General features: G+C 63.2%; 17 protein-coding genes. 6 read left to right on the top strand and 11 right to left on the bottom strand.

Going from position 1 to position 18,644, the window contains the following annotated elements:
• Positions 1-93: 93 nt before the first annotated feature.
• Positions 94-2,112: a transketolase gene (gene tkt, locus G3O01_RS29080; protein WP_205810048.1), complete on the bottom strand. Its 2,019-nt coding sequence runs from the start codon at positions 2,110-2,112 to the stop codon at positions 94-96.
• Positions 2,113-2,750: 638 nt separating this feature from the next.
• Here tkt and G3O01_RS29075 point away from each other — a divergent pair.
• The gene (locus G3O01_RS29075; protein ID WP_205810047.1) at positions 2,751-3,164 is read left to right on the top strand and encodes a glyoxalase/bleomycin resistance/extradiol dioxygenase family protein; all 414 of its coding nucleotides are present in this window, start codon (positions 2,751-2,753) and stop codon (positions 3,162-3,164) included.
• A 19-nt stretch (positions 3,165-3,183) separates the two neighbouring features.
• Complete coding sequence (locus tag G3O01_RS29070; RefSeq protein WP_205810046.1) at positions 3,184-3,924, top strand: 16S rRNA (uracil(1498)-N(3))-methyltransferase; 741 nt, start codon at positions 3,184-3,186, stop codon at positions 3,922-3,924.
• 148 nt (positions 3,925-4,072) lie between these two features.
• Here G3O01_RS29070 and G3O01_RS29065 read toward each other — a convergent pair whose 3' ends face one another.
• The 3 genes from G3O01_RS29065 to G3O01_RS29055 form a co-directional block, all read right to left on the bottom strand.
• A complete protein-coding gene (locus G3O01_RS29065) occupies positions 4,073-4,636 on the bottom strand; it encodes a barstar family protein (protein WP_205810045.1) in 564 nt (187 codons plus the stop codon).
• 16 nt (positions 4,637-4,652) lie between these two features.
• The gene (locus G3O01_RS29060; RefSeq protein WP_205810044.1) at positions 4,653-5,054 is read right to left on the bottom strand and encodes a ribonuclease; all 402 of its coding nucleotides are present in this window, start codon (positions 5,052-5,054) and stop codon (positions 4,653-4,655) included.
• A gap of 405 nt (positions 5,055-5,459) precedes the next feature.
• The gene (locus G3O01_RS29055; RefSeq protein WP_205810043.1) at positions 5,460-7,754 is read right to left on the bottom strand and encodes an NADP-dependent malic enzyme; all 2,295 of its coding nucleotides are present in this window, start codon (positions 7,752-7,754) and stop codon (positions 5,460-5,462) included.
• Positions 7,755-8,004: 250 nt separating this feature from the next.
• Between G3O01_RS29055 and thiL the strand changes: the two genes are divergently transcribed.
• Genes thiL through G3O01_RS29035 form a run of 4 tightly spaced genes read left to right on the top strand, consistent with a single transcriptional unit; the run spans position 8,005 to position 10,689 of the window.
• Positions 8,005-9,000, top strand: a complete 996-nt coding sequence (thiL, locus tag G3O01_RS29050; RefSeq protein WP_205810042.1) for a thiamine-phosphate kinase — start codon at positions 8,005-8,007, stop codon at positions 8,998-9,000.
• On the top strand, positions 8,990-9,631 hold the full coding sequence (locus tag G3O01_RS29045) for a phosphatidylglycerophosphatase A (RefSeq protein WP_241024344.1): 642 nt from the start codon (positions 8,990-8,992) through the stop codon (positions 9,629-9,631). The genes thiL and G3O01_RS29045 overlap by 11 nt, the downstream gene beginning before the upstream one ends.
• Positions 9,632-9,664: 33 nt before the next feature.
• Positions 9,665-10,165 (top strand): CinA family protein, encoded by a 501-nt coding sequence (locus G3O01_RS29040; protein WP_007743603.1) that lies wholly within the window; start codon positions 9,665-9,667, stop codon positions 10,163-10,165.
• A gap of 14 nt (positions 10,166-10,179) precedes the next feature.
• Positions 10,180-10,689, top strand: coding sequence for a cupin domain-containing protein (locus G3O01_RS29035; protein WP_205810041.1), 510 nt, complete (start codon positions 10,180-10,182; stop codon positions 10,687-10,689).
• Positions 10,690-10,723: 34 nt separating this feature from the next.
• Here G3O01_RS29035 and pyrF read toward each other — a convergent pair whose 3' ends face one another.
• The 7 genes from pyrF to G3O01_RS29000 form a co-directional block, all read right to left on the bottom strand.
• Complete coding sequence (gene pyrF / locus G3O01_RS29030) at positions 10,724-11,539, bottom strand: orotidine-5'-phosphate decarboxylase (RefSeq protein ID WP_205810040.1); 816 nt, start codon at positions 11,537-11,539, stop codon at positions 10,724-10,726.
• A gap of 126 nt (positions 11,540-11,665) precedes the next feature.
• Positions 11,666-12,727 (bottom strand): aldose 1-epimerase, encoded by a 1,062-nt coding sequence (locus G3O01_RS29025; RefSeq protein WP_205810039.1) that lies wholly within the window; start codon positions 12,725-12,727, stop codon positions 11,666-11,668.
• A 191-nt stretch (positions 12,728-12,918) separates the two neighbouring features.
• A complete protein-coding gene (locus tag G3O01_RS29020; RefSeq protein WP_205810038.1) occupies positions 12,919-13,836 on the bottom strand; it encodes an SMP-30/gluconolactonase/LRE family protein in 918 nt (305 codons plus the stop codon).
• The gene (locus G3O01_RS29015) at positions 13,833-14,633 is read right to left on the bottom strand and encodes an SDR family oxidoreductase (protein WP_205810037.1); all 801 of its coding nucleotides are present in this window, start codon (positions 14,631-14,633) and stop codon (positions 13,833-13,835) included. The genes G3O01_RS29020 and G3O01_RS29015 overlap by 4 nt, the downstream gene beginning before the upstream one ends.
• Before the next feature lie 62 nt (positions 14,634-14,695).
• Positions 14,696-15,712 (bottom strand): L-arabinose ABC transporter permease AraH, encoded by a 1,017-nt coding sequence (araH, locus tag G3O01_RS29010; protein ID WP_205810036.1) that lies wholly within the window; start codon positions 15,710-15,712, stop codon positions 14,696-14,698.
• Between the two features lie 98 nt (positions 15,713-15,810).
• The gene (gene araG, locus G3O01_RS29005) at positions 15,811-17,325 is read right to left on the bottom strand and encodes an L-arabinose ABC transporter ATP-binding protein AraG (RefSeq protein ID WP_205810035.1); all 1,515 of its coding nucleotides are present in this window, start codon (positions 17,323-17,325) and stop codon (positions 15,811-15,813) included.
• Positions 17,326-17,488: 163 nt separating this feature from the next.
• Complete coding sequence (locus tag G3O01_RS29000; protein WP_205810034.1) at positions 17,489-18,487, bottom strand: arabinose ABC transporter substrate-binding protein; 999 nt, start codon at positions 18,485-18,487, stop codon at positions 17,489-17,491.
• Positions 18,488-18,644 lie beyond the last annotated feature (157 nt).

Genomic DNA, 18,644 nt, shown 5'->3' with positions numbered 1-18,644 from the left:
GCTAAAAAAACTCTTCCGTGATGCTTCGGCTGATGCGCGTTGTAGCTGCCGTGCGCACCGCGCTGAACGCGGCACGCACAACGCGATGCGCAATTAACCGAGTGCGGCCTTGGCCGTCTCGACAACCTTCTCGACGGTGAAGCCGAAGTATTTGAACAGCGCGCCGGCAGGTGCCGACTCGCCGAACACGTCGATGCCGACGACGCCGCCTTCCAGGCCCACATACTTGCGCCAGAAGTCCGTCACGCCGGCTTCGATCGCGACGCGGCGCACGCCGTGCGGCAGCACGCGCTCGCGGTACTCGGCGTCCTGCTGGTCGAACACGTTGGTGGACGGCATCGACACGACGCGCGCTGCAATGCCTTCACGCGCCAGCGGCTCGACCGCCTTCATCGCCAGCTCGACTTCCGAGCCGGTCGCGATCAGGATGATCTTGCGTGCCGGGATGTCGTCGTTCCAGTCCTTCAGCACGTAGCCGCCCTTCGCGACGTTCGCGATCTGCTGCTCGGTGCGCGGATTGAATTGCAGGTTCTGACGGCTGAAGATCAGGCACGACGGGCCATGATGTTCGACAGCCTGCGTCCAGGCCACAGCCGTTTCAACCGTATCAGCCGGACGCCACACCTGCATATGCGGAATCAGACGCAGGCTCGAAACGTGTTCGATCGACTGGTGCGTCGGACCGTCTTCGCCGAGGCCGATCGAGTCGTGCGTGAACACGAAGATGGACGGCGCCTTCATCAGTGCGGCGACGCGCAGCGCGTTGCGGCTGTAGTCCGAGAACGTCAGGAACGTGCCGCCGAATGCCTTGTGGCCGCCGTGCACGGCGAGGCCGTTGATGGCCGCGCTCATGCCGAATTCGCGCACGCCATAGTTGACGTAGTTGCCCGCCGCGCCGTTTTCGCCGACGCGCACGTACTTCGCCGCCTTCCAGTTGGTCAGGTTCGAGCCCGTCAGGTCAGCCGAGCCGCCGACCAGTTCCGGCAGCACCGCTGCGAGACCTTCGATGGCCTGCTGCGACGCCTTGCGGGTCGCGATGGTTTCAGCGCGCTCGTTCGCGCCGGCGATGATCGCCTGTGCCTTCTCCGCCCAGTCGGCGGGCAGCTTGTTCGCCATACGGCGCTCGAAATCCGCGGCTTCTGCCGGGTACTTCGCGCGATAGGCGGCGAACGCGTCGTTCCACTCGCCTTCGAACTTCGCGCCCTTCTCCTTCGCGTCCCACGCTGCGTAGACTTCTTCCGGAATCACGAACGGCGGATAATGCCAGCCGAGCTTCTCGCGCACCGCCGCGACTTCCTTCTCGCCCAGCGCCGAGCCGTGCACGTCGTGCGTGCCGGCCTTGTTCGGCGAGCCTTCGCCGATGATGGTCTTGCAGCAGATCAGCGTCGGCTTGTCCGACAGCTTCGCTTGCTTGATCGCAGCGTCGACGGCTTCGACGTCGTGGCCGATCACGTGCGGAATCACGTTCCAGCCGTATGCTTCGAAGCGCTTGGGCGTGTCGTCGTGGAACCAGTGAATGACTTCACCGTCGATCGAAATGCCGTTGTCGTCGTAGAACGCGATCAGCTTGTTCAGCTTCAGCACGCCCGCCAGCGAGCAGGCTTCGTGCGAGATGCCTTCCATCAGGCAGCCGTCGCCGACGAACACGTACGTGTGGTGATCGACGATCTTCGCGTCAGCCTTGTTGAATTCGTTCGCAAGCAGCGACTCGGCCAGCGCCATGCCGACCGCGTTCGCCAGACCCTGACCCAGCGGACCCGTGGTCGTCTCGACGCCCGGCGTGATGCCGTATTCCGGGTGACCCGGCGTCTTCGAATGCAGCTGGCGGAAGTTCTTCAGCTCTTCCATCGGCAGGTCGTAGCCAGTCAGATGGAGCAGCGAATACAGCAGCATCGAGCCGTGACCGTTCGACAGCACGAAGCGGTCGCGATCGGCCCATTGCGGGTTCTTCGGATTGTGGCGCAGGTGACGCGACCACAGCGCAACGCCGATCTCGGCCATACCCATGGGCATGCCGGGGTGACCGGAGTTCGCTTGTTGAACGGCATCCATGGACAGCGCGCGGATCGCGTTGGCCATCAGGGAGGTGGGGGCGGGAGACGAGGTCGTCATGTCGATTCCGGAGAATGGTCCAAAAAGCGGAAGCGCCGTTGGTGGTCCGGAAGCCCGGCGGCAGTCTGCTTCGGCGCACGGTGCGGCGCCGGGAGACGCGAGGCGGACGGAGCAAACGGACAGGGCTGCAAAGCGGGATATTCTAGCAGATAGCCGCGCTCGTCTTCGGCCATAGGACAGGCGTTTCGGCACGATCCGGCGCGCATGGATGCACCGCCCGCGCCGCCTGCCGGTGCGATCGCACGAGGCACGCGGGCCGCGTCCAATCGCCATGCCGGACGAATTGCCCTCTCGTCCCGTGTCCGCGCTTGATATCGCGCAAATCTTCAGAACTTTCTACCCGCTGTCTGAATCTTTCCGAGAGCGGTCGGTGTCAAGGAAGCGGCAAAACAGGCGCGAACGACTCGATTTGGGCCGCGCGAAGCTGCGAAAATCCCGCCAGGCCTGACGCCGGAAATATCGCTGCGTGCTTCTTTATTCGCTGTTCGTCGCGTATCCAAGGATAAACTAAGCCGATTCTTAGAGCGCTCGCAGTGAGAGTGCTGCAAAATTCATCGCTTCTTCGGCACCGGGCGCCGTCAGGCAGGCGCAGGTAGCGAAGGCGATGGCATAACGACCTACTGGTTCAGGAGAGTTCGATGACTGCCCCACGCCCCGCCGGAGTGCCGTGGCTCACGCCGTATCTGACCGTCCGCGACGCCCGCACGTCGATTGCGTTCTTCGAAGCGGCGTTTGGCTTCCGTGTCCGGGACAGCGTGCACGACGACGGCGTCGTCATGCATGTCGAGATGACCTATCAGGATCAACTGATCGTGATGTTCGCCCCGGAAGGCGCGTTCGGCTCGACGGCGCAAACGCCGAAAAGCGCAAGTGTCACGGCACCCCAATCGTTTTATCTTTATGTCGACAATGTCGACGCAGTCTACGCCCGCGCCATCGCGGCCGGCGCCAGGTCGCTGAGCGAACCGCAAGATCAGTTCTGGGGAGATCGCTTTGCCCAGATCGAAGATCTCGACGGCTATCGCTGGGCGTTAGCCTGCCATCTGTCTTGAGTGAATGAGAACTTTCCTTATGCCTCGCTTCTTCGTCGGCACCCCGTTCAAAACCGACGACATCGTTTCCCTCCCCGATGAAGTCAACCGGCACGTCCGGGTTCTGCGCCTGCAACCGGCCGACACCATCAGCCTGTTCAACGGCACCGGCGGCGAGTACGGCGCCGAAATCGTCGATATGGACCGGCACGGCACCATTGTGCGGATCGGCGAGTTTCGCGATATCGAAGCCGAACCTCCGTATCACCTGACGCTCGCGCAGGGCATTGCCGGCAGCGACAAGATGGATTGGCTGATCGAAAAGGCCACCGAACTTGGCGCATCCGAATTCGTGCCGCTGACAACGACGCGCAGCGTCGTGCGCCTTGCCGGTGAACGCGCGCAGCGCCGCCAGGCGCACTGGCAGCGGATCGTGCAGGCTTCGTGCGAGCAATGCGGGCGCAACCGCATGCCCGAAGTGATGCCGACACGCGAACTCGCCACCTGGCTCAGTTCGATGCCGAAGCAACCCGTTGAAGGTGAATTGCGTCTGCTGCTGTCGCCGCGCGCGAGCGTGCCGTTCTCGGAGCTGCCGAGCGAGCCGCCGAAGGTTCGCGCGCTGGTGCTGGTCGGGCCGGAAGGCGGTTTTTCTGCCGCCGAGGAAGCGGCTGCGGCCGGCCACGGTTTCACCGCTGTCGGACTTGGCCCGCGCGTGTTGCGCACCGAAACGGCTGGAATCGCGGTGCTGTCTGCGCTGGCTGCGCGTTGGGGCGGCTGGTAACCGCTACATTTCGAGGCGCCTGCATCCGCGACGGACAAGTCGCGCCTGAAATGCAAAAGGCCCGCCAGTGATGGCGGGCCTTTTAGTTTTCATCGTGCAGCGGATCGCGCAATTTACATTCCGATAACGCCACGTTGAGACCAGATCGTCACGCGAATGAATAAAACACCCGGAACGCCACTTTGCGCTCAGCCCAGAACTCCGCCGCTTCACGGAACACGTCGAGCAGCGTCTCGCGCCCTTCCTTGTCGAACTTGGTCGCGATCGGCAGCGCTTCGAGCACAATCACGAAGCCCGGTTGCGAACCAGCCTTGTGCACGAGATCGGTCAGCGAATCGTACAGCGCGTCGTAATTCTTGCCGAAATGCTTCGGGAACAGAAAAGAGGTCGCGATCGTCTCCATCACTTCCTGCTTCGACTGGGCGTTGCCCACGAACGCGTAGAGAAAATGCTGACCGAGCCGACTGGCTTCGTCGGCGAGATCCTGCACGCGGAACGCGCGGATCGACTGCACGATGTTCGGTCGTACGGTCTGGAAAAGACTCATGCGCTCCTCTTCCGATGAAAGGCCCGTACTGGCTTCGTTCTGGACGTCACGGGCCTGGCCGGCATCGCGCATCTGCATGACGCGCTGAAACATATTGCCGTCGCCGCCGGGCGCGAAAAAATCCGTCGCGACTTTCGAGTCGTGCGCGTAGACGTTGTCGCTCATGCCGATTATCCCGATGTCATTCAATAATGCGATTAAAACTGGCGTAGTGGTCGTCTGAGTAGTAGCAATTGGTGGTCCGCCTGAACGGTCCTCCACAGACTATGCGGCGTGCGCCGCGGTCACGGGCGCCTGGCGTGGGGACGGTGTATTCGTGGTAATAGCCGCGCCGGTGCGGCGGCAGCAACCGCTCACGATTGCCGAATACGACGCCGTCCTTCTCATACGGATAAGGCCCGCCAGCTGCAATCAAGTTCAATGTCCTGACTGCTTCGGGCGGCAATTGCGCCGCCGCGACGGTGCCTCCGACCTGTCCCTGCTGTGCTTCCCGGGCCATGGCGCCTGCCGGAAAACCGGCGGCAAGACCGCCGACCGTCAAGGCGGCGATCAGCACGCCGTCGCGGAGCCACTTGCGTGCCATGAATCAGGATTCCCGCTGTTAACTAACGAGTTTGACGACCATGAAAGTCGTAAGGGTATCGCTAATGTCTTTTGGAATCAATGTTCATTGGTCGGACGAATGGTCGGCCAAGCGAAATCTGACAGGCGTCGAAGCCCGAATTGACAAATCTTGACAGCGATTTTATCTCGCACGAGATAAAGTTATCGCAGGGCACGATGTTGGACGACTTTCATGCCTCGTCGTCCCGACAGTCCACGAATGGATTCCTGTCACGCGTCTGCCTTTTTTGCGGGATGGCTAATCCCCAGCCATTGCTCGAAGGCGTGCCCATTGCGGGCACGCCTCTTTTTTTGCCTGCTTTTTTGCCAGCGCGGGCTAAAAACCAACAGCCCGCGCCGTTACGACTTCAGCGCTGTATGTGACTTAGCGCGTCGCGTTCACGTCGGCGACGAGCAACGCCGTCATGTTGACGATCCGGCGAACCGTCGCCGACGGCGTCAGCACGTGCACCGGCTGCGCCGCGCCGAGCAGGATCGGCCCGATCGCGATGTTGTTGCCGGCTGCCGTCTTCAGCAGGTTGTACGAGATGTTGGCGGCATCGATGTTCGGCAGCACCAGCAGGTTCGCGTCGCCTTCCAGCGTCGAATCCGCGAGGACTTCCTTGCGCAGGTTCGCGTCGAGCGCCAGGTCGCCGTGCATTTCGCCGTCCACCTGCAGATGCGGCGCACGTTCCTGCAAGATAGCCAGCACATCGCGCATTTTCTGTGCAGAAGGCGCATTGCTCGTACCGAAGTTCGAGTGCGACAGCAGCGCAATCTTCGGCTCGATGCCGAAACGACGCACTTCTTCCGCTGCCATGACCGTGATCTCGGCCAGTTCTTCCGCCGTCGGATCGACGTTCACGTGCGTATCGACGAGGAAAATCTGGCGGTTCGGCAGCACTAGCGCGTTCATCGCTGCGTAGACCTTCGCGCCTTCCTTCTTGCCGATCACCTGATCGATGAAGTGCAGGTGGCGGTGCGTCGTGCTGACCGTGCCGCAGATCATGCCGTCGGCGTGACCCTTCTTCACCAGCATCGACCCGATCAGCGTCGTGCGGCGGCGCATTTCCAGCTTCGCCATCTGCTCGGTGAAGCCCTTGCGCGCCATCATCTTGTGATACGTCTGCCAGAAGTCGCGGTAGCGTTCGTCGTGATCCGTGTTGACGATCGTGTAGTCCTGGCCGTTCACCAGACGCAGGCCGAACTTGGCGATGCGTTGCTCGATCACAGCCGGACGGCCGATCAGGATCGGCTTCGCGAGCTTCTCGTCGACGACGATCTGCACCGCGCGCAGCACGCGCTCTTCTTCGGCTTCCGCGAACACGATGCGCTTCTTCTCCGGCTCGACGCCACGCGCCAGCTGGAAGATCGGCTTCATCGTCGTGCCGCTGTGATAGACAAATTGCTGCAGATGCTGCTTGTACGCTTCCATGTCCTCGATCGGACGCGTGGCAACGCCGGCGTCCATCGCAGCCTGTGCGACAGCGGGCGCGATCTGGACGATCAGGCGCGGATCGAAAGGCTTCGGAATCAGGTATTCCGGTCCGAACGACAGATCCTGAATGCCATACGCCGTCGCGACGATGTCAGATTGCTCCTGACGCGCCAGTTCCGCGATCGCGTTGACCGCGGCAATTTCCATTTCCTTCGTAATCACCGTCGCGCCGACGTCAAGTGCGCCGCGGAAGATGAACGGGAAGCACAGAACGTTGTTGACCTGGTTCGGATAGTCGGTACGGCCCGTTGCGATCACGGCGTCCGGGCGCACTTCCAGTGCGAGTTCCGGCAGGATTTCCGGCGTCGGGTTGGCCAGCGCGAGAATCAGCGGCTTGTCGGCCATCTGCTTGACCATGTCCTGCTTGAGCACGCCACCGGCCGACAGGCCGAGGAACACGTCCGCGCCGCCCATCACTTCGGCCAGCGTGCGTGCGTCCGTTTCGCGTGCGAAGCGCTCCTTGTCCGGGTCCATCAGCTCCGTGCGGCCCTTGTAGACCACGCCTGCGAGGTCCGTCACGTAGATATTCTCGATCGGCATGCCCAGATCGACGAGCAGGCTCAGACACGCCAGCGATGCCGCGCCCGCGCCGGAAGCCACTAGCTTCACTTCCTTGATGCTCTTGCCGACCACCTTCAGGCCGTTCGTGACAGCCGCCGCGACGACGATTGCCGTGCCGTGCTGGTCATCGTGGAAGACGGGAATCTTCATGCGCTTGCGGCATTCGCGTTCGACGATGAAGCAGTCCGGCGCCTTGATGTCTTCCAGATTGATGCCGCCGAAGGTCGGCTCGAGCGCCGCGATCACCTCGACCAGCTTGTGCGGGTCCGATTCGTTCAGCTCGATGTCGAACACGTCGATACCGGCGAACTTCTTGAACAGGACAGCCTTGCCTTCCATGACCGGCTTCGACGCGAGCGGCCCGATGTTGCCGAGGCCAAGCACTGCCGTGCCGTTCGACACGACACCGACCAGGTTGCTGCGCGCCGTGAAGCGCGCGGCGTTCAGCGGATTCTCGACGATCGCCTCGCACGCGAACGCGACGCCCGGCGAGTACGCCAGCGCGAGATCGCGCTGGTTGATCATCTGCTTGGTGGGCGCGATCGCGATCTTCCCGGGGGTCGGGAATTCGTGGTAATCGAGAGCGGCTTCACGGAGTTTGGTATTGACGGGAGTCGACATAAGCGAACTTGGAAGTGCGGATTAGAATAGGTGTTCGACGGCATTGTAGCGCCAATCCCAAAAGTCGAACCCTGCAATCCGGGTGCAAGTGCCGCGACCGAAACAGCGTGAAAGGAAAGCGCCTGGCTTGGTCGGCAGCCACGCCGCGACTACAATGCGCGCCTTTAGCGTCGTGTTAGCTTCCAATCGCGTTTCTTGAGCGCATCCGTTCACCCGCTTTCGCTGTCATTCGCACTCATACGCCCTGTCTATGCTTTCAGAGTTTTCGCTGATCGACCGATTCTTCGCGCGCCGCGCGTCCGGTTCGACTTATCCGCAGCGCGCCCCGCTTGGGATCGGTGACGATTGCGCGTTGCTCGCGCCGCCCGTCGGCGAGATGCTGGCCATTTCGACGGACATGCTGGTCGAAGGCCGCCACTTCTTTCCCGATGTCGATCCGAAGGCGCTCGGCCACAAGGCGCTCGCGGTAAACCTGTCGGACCTCGCGGCGATGGGCGCGAAGCCACAGGCGTTCACGCTCGCGTTCTCCTTGCCGAAAGCCGATGCCGACTGGCTTTCCGCGTTCAGCGACGGTCTGTTCGAACTCGCTGAGCGCCATGGCTGTGAGCTGATCGGCGGCGATACGACGGGCGGGCCGCTGAATCTGTGCCTCACCGTCTTCGGCGCGGTGCCGCCGCAGCTTGCGCTGCGCCGCGACGCCGCGCAGCCCGGCGACGATATCTGGGTGTCGGGCACGCTAGGCGATGCGCGCGCGAGTCTCGGCGTGCAACGCGGCGAGTGGTCGGCCGACGCCAGCGACGCTGCGACATTCCGTCGCGCCATGGAGTGGCCGGAGCCGCGCGTCGCGCTCGGTCTTGCGTTGCGCGGGATCGCGCGCGCCGCGCTCGACATCTCCGACGGCCTCGCGGGCGACCTGATGCACATCCTCGAACGCTCGCAGGTGAATGCCACCGTCGACGCCGACGCACTCCCGCGCTCGGACGCACTGCGCCGTCTTTCCACCGATCTCCAGCGCCGCTGCACCATCGCGGGCGGCGACGACTACGAGCTGTGCTTCACCGCGCCGTCGTCTGCGCGCGACGCCGTCGTTGCAGCGGGTCAACAGGCGCATGTGCCCGTGACGCGCGTCGGTACAATAACTCCGCTCGACGCGGCCGGCGCCGCGCCCGCGATCGCGTGGCGCGACGCGTCAGGCGCTCCACTCACACTGACGTTGCAAGGCTTCGATCATTTCCATGCAGAATGAATCCTCGCTTGGCCCGGCCGGAAACTTCTCCGACGCGCCAACAGGCGGACAACCCGGCTCATCGGGCGAGACGCCCAGCGGAACACGCGAAGGCGTATCCGAAGGCGCCTCGAGCGGTGCGCCGCAGGGCAAGCCGCGCGCGCCGCAGCCGCGCCGTGCGACCGCGCGCTTCATGCTTTCACATCCGTTGCATATCCTGTCGCTGGGATTCGGCAGCGGCCTGTCGCCGATCGCGCCCGGCACGATGGGAACGCTGTTCGCGTGGGCATCGTTCGCTGCGTTCAGCGCGCAACTGACCGTCATCGAATGGGGCATTCTGATCATCGCCGGTTTCATCGGCGGCATCGGGATTTGCAGCTTTACGGCGAACCGGCTCGGCATCGACGATCCGTCGCCCGTGGTGTGGGACGAAATCGTCGCGTTCTGGCTCGTGCTGCTGATGGTCACGCCCGCCACCTTCACCGGGCAATTGTGGGCATTCATCGTCTTCCGCTTCTTCGACATGGTGAAACCGCCGCCCATCCGCTATTTCGACCGCAGACTGAAAGGTGGTTTTGGCATCATGTTCGACGATCTCGTCGCGGCGTTCTTCACGTTGCTCGTGATTGCGCTGTGGCGGATGTCGGTCTGATTTTTCCCGCGTTTCTCTTAACCCGAGTCAAGCATGGCTACCGATTCCGTCGTTCACCAACTCGCCATCCGCGCCGGCAACCGTCTGCGCGACGAGCGGCTGATGCTTGCCACGGCTGAATCCTGCACGGGCGGCATGGTCGCGACGGCCATCACCGATATTTCCGGCAGCAGCGGCTGGTTCGAGCGCGGCTTCGTCACGTACTCGAATCAGGCGAAGAGCGAAATGATCGGCGTGCCGCCCGATCTCATCGAGAAACACGGCGCCGTGTCCGAACCGGTCGCGCGGGCAATGGTGGAAGGCGCGTTGCGCAATTCGCGCGCGCAGGTCGCGCTGTCGATTACGGGCGTCGCGGGTCCTGGCGGCGGCACCGAGACGAAGCCGGTCGGCATGGTGTGCTTCGGCTGGAGCAACCGGCTGCATACCGTCGTCGAAACGCTCGTGTTCAAGGGCGACCGTGAGCGTGTGCGCGTGCAGGCGGCGACGCATGCGTTGCGCGGGCTGCTGACCTTGCTCGACGAACGCGAACGCTGAGCGAGCAGGCAATCATGGCCCGTCATATCGACCGCGATGAACTGATTCGCCGCTTCGATCTCCAGCCGCATCCCGAAGGCGGATTCTTTCGCGAGACGTACCGTTCAGCGGATGCCGTGCATCGCGAAGGTTCCGCCGACTCCCGTTCCGCTTCGACGGCAATCTATTACCTGCTGTGCGACGGCGCGCATTCGGCGTGGCATCGCATCAGGTCCGACGAAGTCTGGCATTTCTACGCGGGCGATCCGCTCAACGTCTACGTGCTCGAAGACGACGGCTCGCTGAGCGTTCACCGCCTCGGCAACGCGCTAGAGCATTCAGATTGCGTGTTTCAGGCAGTGGTGTCGTCCGGCCGCTGGTTCGCCGCGCAATGCGACGATGCGACGAGCGTTGCGCTCGTCGGCTGCACGGTCGCGCCGGGATTCGAGTTCAGCGAGTTCGAGATTGCGGATGTCGATGCGCTGTTGCGCGAGTATCCGCGGCACCAGGATCTGGTCGCGAAACTCGGTCCGGCCGGCGCTTGAGCAAGGCCGGCCTTCACTACATTCAAGCTGCGTCTTAGAGAAACGCGTTGATGCGATCGCGCGTATCCTTCGCGGCCTGCGCGGCGGCCTCGACCCAATCGTCGCCCTTTCCCGCATACAGGATCGCGCGCGACGAGTTGATCAACATGCCCGTACCTGCTGCCGTGCGGCCCGCGTTGACGGTCGCCTCGACATCGCCGCCTTGCGCGCCGATGCCCGGAATCAGCAGCGGCATATCGCCGACGATGCCGCGCACCACTTCGATTTCCTTCGGGAACGTCGCGCCGACTACCAGCCCCAGCTGGCCCTTCGCGTTCCACTTTTCCGCCGCGAGCTGCGCGACCACCTGATACAGCGGACGTCCGCCTGTCTCCAGGAACTGCAGATCCGAGCCGCCCGGATTCGACGTACGGCACAGCACGATTACGCCCTTGCCTTCGTGATTCAGATACGGCTCGATCGAATCGAAACCCATGTACGGATTCACCGTGACGGCATCGGCGCGATAACGCTCGAACGCTTCGCGCGCGTACTGCTCGGCCGTGCTGCCGATATCGCCGCGCTTCGCGTCGAGAATCACGGGCAGACCCGGATGCTTCAGATGAATGTGCGCGATCAGCTGCTCGAGCTGGTCTTCGGCGCGATGCGCGGCGAAGTAGGCGATCTGCGGCTTGAACGACGAAGCGTAAGGCGCGGTCGCGTCGACGATCTTCTTGCAGAAATCGAAGATGGCGTCCGAACGGTTGGCGTACGCGCCGGGAAACTTCGACGGCTCAGGATCGAGGCCGACGCACAGCAGCGAATTCGTCGTGTGCCATGCGTGGTCGAGCGTCTGGATGAATGTGGACATAGGAAATCTCGCGGCGCGCGAATGCGGGTAACTGATGAGCCGCGTATTTTACTCGCGACGCCGCTTGCGGGCTGATTCTGGGCTGCTTCCGGGCCGGGTTCCTGCGCCAGCCCTGCTTAAGCTCGCTTACTGCCCGCGCTTCGCCGCACGCCCGCCCGCCGCCGCCCGCAGCCCCGTGCGCTCGACCGCGAAGCTGAACGAACGCACGAGCCGCTCGCCGCGCCCGAGCATCGTCATGCCGTTTTCGGCCGCGCCGCCCGGCAGGTTCATCGCGTTGATCGGATGATCGACGGGTTCGAAGCAGAAGAAGTCCTTCGACGCCGGCGTGTAGAGAATGTAGTACTCAGTGTTCGACGACATCGTCAGCGACAGGCGGCGCTTCGGCCACACGACCGTCGCGTGCCCGCTCCAGCCGGTGAACGCGTGATTGACGACCGTACGCGGCAACGGATACGCGACGCCGAACTGCCACGCGGGCGGCACGGGCACATGGCGCACCGGCAGCCAGTCTTCGCCCGACAGCCACAAGCCCGCAGCCGCCGCCGACAACTGCGTGTCGGCATCGCGCACCAGAAACGGATGCACGCCGACGCCGAACGGCATCGCTTCGCGCCCCGTATTTTCGACTTCGAGCGTGATGACGAGCGTCGAGCCGTCGAGCGCGTAAGTCTGCGTCGCACGATACGCGTACGGCTTGCCGTCTCGGCGATCGAGCGTGAGCGTGACGCTTTCGGCATCGGCGGCGGCGATGTCCCACTTCGCGAGCCAGCCGTCGCCGTGAATGGGCAGCGATTCGCCCGCGCGGTTGAGCGGCACGTCGATAGCGCGCTCGCCCAGCATGAATTGCCCGCCGCCGATCCGGTTCGAATACGGCAGCAGCGAGTAACAGGCGAGATCGTTTGCATCGGTGTTGCCGTCGACGTGACGGCAGCGCCGGAACACGGGCACGAGCGTGCCTTCGTTGCGGAAGTCGAAGCGCGTGATGCCGCCGCCCAGCGCGGGCGCCACATCGAGACGCAGCAGCGAATTGGCGAGCGTCACGCAGGCGACATCGGCGGCACTGCCCGCGCCGACGGCCACTGCGGATGTGCTCGGCCCGGCGAGCACCGGCTGCACGGTGGCCGCGAGCCGGGCGCGCCGCGCGCGGGATTGTGGAGAAGACGGGACAGCGGAATTCGCGACAGTCATATCAAACTCCCACGAGAGGCATCGGACAGCGTTATCGGCGCATCGGAGAACAGATGGCTGCTTGTGCGGGCGACACGTCGTAGCGGCCGCTTCCTGATTCTTTGCTGCATGTACTGTTGCCCCAACTTCATTGCTTTCGGGGCGTGAACTGCCCTGCTGCGGATACTACGGAAATCTTTCGCCCAATGGCGTCAGGTGTTGCGTTTCGTCACAGGCGATCCCTTGAACACGGGTTCCGGCAGACCGCGCCGGCCCTGCGTCGCGACGTACACACCGCCGGCGCGCGTATCGCCCGCCAGCGCCTGTGCATCGAGCCCGACGCGCGCGCTCGTCACATACAGCGTGCCGAGCTGCGCGCCGCCCAGCGCGACGCAGCTTGGCTGCACGGTCGGCACGTCGACGCGCTCCGTCTCGACGCCGCTCGCGTCGTAGCGCACCACGCGCCGCCCGCCCCACTGCGCATTCCACAGCCCGCCTTCGCTATCGACGGTCGAACCATCCGGCTCGCCCGTCTTGTCGGTCAGCTTCACGAACAGGCGCTCGTTCGCGACGCTGCCGTCTGCGAGGTAATCGCACGCGCGGATTTCCAGCGTCGGCGAATCGCAGAAGTACATCGTCGTGCCGTCGGGGCTGAACGCGATACTGTTCGAAATTGCCGGCGATGGCAACGACAAACGTTCGAGTGTCAGATCCTGATTCAGTCGATAAAACCCGCCGACCGGCTTCACCGGCGACGCTTCATCCTTCGTACCGAACACGAAACGTCCCTGACGATCGCAGCGGCCGTCGTTGACGCGCGTGTTCATCCCAGGTTCGACATCGACGATGGGTTCGATCTCGCCCGTCGCAAGGTCGAAGAACGCCAGCCGCGACGCGAGGCCCAGCAACATGTAATGCGGATCGGCGCACAACGCGAAGGTCGACAGCCGTTCGGGCATGCGCCAGAACGTGCTGCGGCCATCGCGCGGATCGTAACGCCACAGCCGCGCGCCTTCAATATCCGTCCAGTAGAAGAGACCGCTGCGCGCGTCCCACGTTGCGCCTTCGCCCAGCGTGCACTTCGAATCGACGAGCAGCGCGGCCTGGACGTTGGTGATCGTGTCGCTCATGCCCACCCTCCGTCGACGATGACTTCCTGCGCGGTGATCATGCGGCTGTCGTCGGCGGCGAGGAACAGCGCCATGCGCGCGAGATCTTCCGGCAGCAGTTCGCCGTCGATGCACTGACCCTGTTTGATCGCGAGCCGTCCGGCGTCGTCGAGCCACAGGCGCTTCTGCTTTTCCGTCATCACCCAGCCCGGCAGCAGCGAATTGACGCGAATGTTGAACGGGCCGAGATCGCGCGCGAGACCTTTCGTGAGCCCTTGCACCGATGCTTTTGCCAGCGTGTACACCGGGTAGCCGCCGTTCTTCAGCATCCAGCTGATCGAGCCGAGATTGATGATCGAGCCGCGCCTGGCCGCCTTCATGTCTTCTGCGACGGCTTGCGCCGCGAAGAACTGATGGCGGATATTGACGGCGATGCCTGCGTCGAACGATTCGGGCGTCACGTCTTCGATCTTGTGACGCTTGTCGTTGGCCGCGTTGTTCACCAGCGCTTCGATCGGGCCGAGCGCCGAGCGAACGTCGGCGATGGCCTTCTTCAGCGCGTCGATATCGGTCAGATCGACGCGCAGGAACAGCGGTTTGTGGCACGAATCGCCGAGTTGATCGGCGAGCGCGTCGCCCGCCGTTTCATCGATATCGAAGAACGCGACGCGCGCGCCCTGCGCGACGAAATGCTCGACGAACGATGCGCCGATGCCCGTCGCGCCGCCCGTGATCAGCACCGTGCGATCCACGAGGCTCGGATAGCGCGCGTAGACGCCCTGTTGTTCACGCGCGTTCGCGCTGGCGGGAGACGACATCGTTCGGTTTCCTTCTTCTGACTTGATTGCTGATGTAAAGCGCGACGAAAAATCAGTCACGCTCAGTCACGCGAGCCGCGGTTCTTCAACTGGTCCAGCAGCACCGCAGCGAGCAGGATCGCGCCGCGCACGAGGTACTGATAGAACGCGTCAATGTTCATCAGGTTCATCACGTTTTCGACCGTGCCCATGATCAGCACGCCGATCACCACGCCCGAAATCGTTGCGCGTCCGCCGAGCAGCGATACGCCGCCCAGCACGCACGCCGAAATCACGTTCAGCTCGAAGCCTTCCGCGGCGTTCGGCTGACCCGACGTGATACGCGACGCGAGAATCACACCTGCCAGCGCCGTCACCGCGCCCTGGATCAGGAAGATGTAGACGCGCGTGCGTTCCACATTGATACCCGCCAGACGCGACGCTTCCGGATTGCCGCCGATTGCCAGCGTGTTACGCCCGTACACCGTCGAGTTCAGCATCACGCCGAACACGATGAAGCAGACCAGCGTCACCCAGATCGGCAGCGACACGCCGAACATCGACAGGCTGCCGAGCGCGATGAACGTATCCGACGACACGCCCACAGCCTGACCGTGCGACACGATGAAGCCGAGGCCGCGCACGATTTCCATCGTTGCGAGCGTCGTGATCAGCGCGTTGATGCGCAGATACGCGATCACCGCACCGTTCACGAAGCCGATCACCGAACCCGCGACCACCGCCGCGATGATCGCGATGAACGTATTGCCCGTCGCGTTCAGCACCATCGCGCAGAGCACGCCGGCGAACGCGACCGTCGAACCGATCGACAGATCGAAGTCGCGCGACGCGAGACAGAACATCATCGTGCACGCGACCATGCCGATCTGCGAGATCGACAGCGCGAGGCCCAGCATATTTTCGATCGAGAAGAAGTGATCGACGGTCAGCGACATCGTGACGAACATCACGACGAAGATCACGATCAGGCTGTACTCCGTGATCTGCTGCCACCACTTCTGCTTGTCGTTGGCTTGCGGAATCAGCGCATCAGCGGCGCTCTTGGCGGCCTGTTGCGCGAGGTTTTCTCTGGCTTGCATTTGGTTCACTCCTCCCGTTCCCCACGGGTTACAGGTCTGTTGTAGATCCTGTCAGTTACAGATGTCTTGCAGCTTTCGTTTCATCGGGCGCGAGGCAGTCACGCCGCCTGCGCCGTCGTCGAACTCTTCGGCAGCGCGAGGCTCAGCACCGATTGCTCGGTCGCGGCACTGCGCGGCAGTTCGCCGGAAATACGCCCCTGACGCATCACGATGATCCGGTCGGACACGCCCAGCACTTCCGGCAGTTCCGACGAAATCATCACGATTGCGCAGCCGCGCTCGGCCAGCTCGTAAATCACGTTGTAGATCTCGTGCTTCGCGCCGACGTCGATACCGCGCGTCGGTTCGTCGAGAATCACCACACGCAGATCCGGCTCGGCCAGCCAGCGCGACAGAATCGCCTTCTGCTGGTTACCGCCCGACAGAAAACGGATCTTCTGGCGGCGGCTCGGCGTCTTGATCTTCAGCAGCTTGATGAAGCGGTCAGCCGTCTCGGCTTCCTTCTTGCGATCGAGAAAGAGCCCCGCCTTCAGATAATGACGGCGGCAGCTGATATTGATGTTCTCCGCCACGGAAGCAATCGCGACGATGCCTTCTTCCTTGCGGTCTTCCGGACACAGCACGATGCCCTGACGGATCGCTTCGCCCGCGCTCTTCACCTTGATCGGCTTGCCGTCGAGCACGAGTTCGCCGCCCTTCTTCGGATCGTCGCCGTAGATCAGGTGCATCAGTTCGCTGCGGCCTGCGCCAACGAGACCAAAGAAGCCGACGATCTCACCGCGCCGCACGTCGAAGCTCGCGGGCTCCGTCAACGGTTTGCCTTCGATGTTCTTCACCGAGAAGCGCACTTCGCCCAGTTCGCGCGCGCGATAACCGTAAATGTCCGAAATCTCGCGGCCGACCATTTCGCTCACGATCGTGTCGCGGCTCACGCCTTCCAGCGTTGGATGCGACGCGACCTTGCGGCCGTCGCGGAAAATCGTGCACGCGTCGCACAGCTGATAGATCTCGTCCATCCGGTGCGAGATGTAGATCAGCGCGCGGTTGTCGGCGCGCAGGTTGCGCACCAGCTTGAACAGCACTTCCGTCTCGCGGTGCGACAGCGAACTGGTCGGTTCGTCGAGCGCGATCACGCGAGCGTTGCGCATCAGCGCCTTGCAGATTTCGACCATCTGGCGTTGCGCGATGGAGAGCTTGCGCAGCTTCGCGTTCGGATCGAGATCCACGCCCATCGCCTGCAGCTGCTCGCGCACATAGCGCTTCGCGTCGCCCTTCTTCACGAAGCCGACCGTATTCGGCAGGCGGCCGAGCAGCAGGTTTTCGGACACCGTCAGGTCCGGCACGTACTGCAGTTCCTGGTGAATCACCGCGATCCCCGCGCCGATCGACGCGCCCGCATTCGCGAAGCGCACTTCATTGCCGTCGATCATCACGCGGCCGGAATCCGGCTGATATTCACCGCCAAGAATCTTCAGCAGGGTCGATTTCCCTGCGCCGTTTTCGCCCATCAGGCCATGCACCTGGCCCGCGTGCACGTCGAAAGAGATGCCGTCGAGCGCACGCACGCCTGGAAACACCTTGCCGATATTGTCAAAACGCAGCGTCGCTGACACTTTGCCTCCTGTTACTTCGATTGAACCGTCGCGCTTCCAAAGGCAGCCGCGATGGCTTGTCCCTCTGCTTCTGATCCGTTCCTGCTCGCGCGTCCCGTCATTCGCCGACGGGACGCGCGGCACATGAATGCCGCTCAGCAGCACTCACGCGCATGCGCTTCGCTTACTTCGACGCGAGGCCCATCTTTTCACGCACTTCGCCGACGTTGTCGCGCGTGGCCAGCATGCCCGTCGTCAGCGTGAGCTTCGGCGGTTCCTTGCCTTGCGTGATCCACGAGTACATCAGTTCCGACGTCTCTTCGCCGTGGCGCTTCGGGCTGATGATCACGGTGCCGAAGAAGCCAGTCGGGTTCGGCTTCTTGAACTCGTTCAGTGCCGAGTCCGAACCGCCGATACCGATGCCGATCATGTTGTCCGCCTTGAAGCCGCGGCCTTCCGCTGCGCGCACCGCGCCGAGCACGGCTTCGTCGTTCAGGCCGTAAGCGACCCAGTGCTTGAAGTTCGGGTTCTTCGTCAGCGCGATGTTCGCCGCGTTGAACGCGTTTTCCGTGTCGGTCTTCGATTGCGGCGCGGCGATGATGTTCGCCTTCGGGAAGCCCGCTGCGATCAGCGCGTCGGTGGCGCCTGCCGTGCGGTCATGCGCGGTCGGCAGCTGTTCGTAGGTCACGTCGATGGCGCCGACGTCCTTCATGTCCCAGCCACGCTTCTTGATTTCAGCCGCGATGCCTTCACCGACCTGCTTGCCGATGTTGTAAGCCGAGATGCCCATATGCGGCACCGACTCGATCGGCTTGCCTGCGCCGTCGACCAGACGGTCGTCCACCGTCATCATCTTCAGGCCGTCAGCCTTCGCCTTCGCGACGATGCCCGGTCCGAGCTTGACGTCCGGCGTGCAGATCACGAAGCCTTGCGCCTTTTGCGCAGCGAGGTTGTCGATTGCGCTCATGACCTTCTCACCCGACGGCGCGCCGATCTTCACGAGCGTGAAGCCCTTTTCCTTTGCGGCCGCTTCGGCGAACTTCCACTCGTCCTGGAACCACGGCTCTTCCGGCTGCTTCACGAGGAAGCCGATCTTGACCGGGTCGGCGGCTTGCGCAACGGGTGCGTTGAACAGCACCGCCGTCGCCGCTGCTGCCAGCGTGAGGAAAATTCTGCGTTTCATGATGCGTGTCTCCTGACTAATGAGTAACGAGAAGGTTATCGGCCGCGTCTTCTTGTACCGCCACCGACGCACGCGGCCAGCGCGTCAGGCGGTTCACGTCGCCACCTCGTTTCACAAGGCGGCTTTGCTGCTTTTTCTGTTCCTTCGCTACTGCTTT

The sequence above is a fragment of the Burkholderia sp. Ac-20365 genome (assembly GCF_017104715.1).
Lineage (GTDB): Bacteria > Pseudomonadota > Gammaproteobacteria > Burkholderiales > Burkholderiaceae > Paraburkholderia.
Note: the sequence above shows the minus strand (reverse complement) of the source record. Positions and strands in the feature narration are given on the sequence as shown.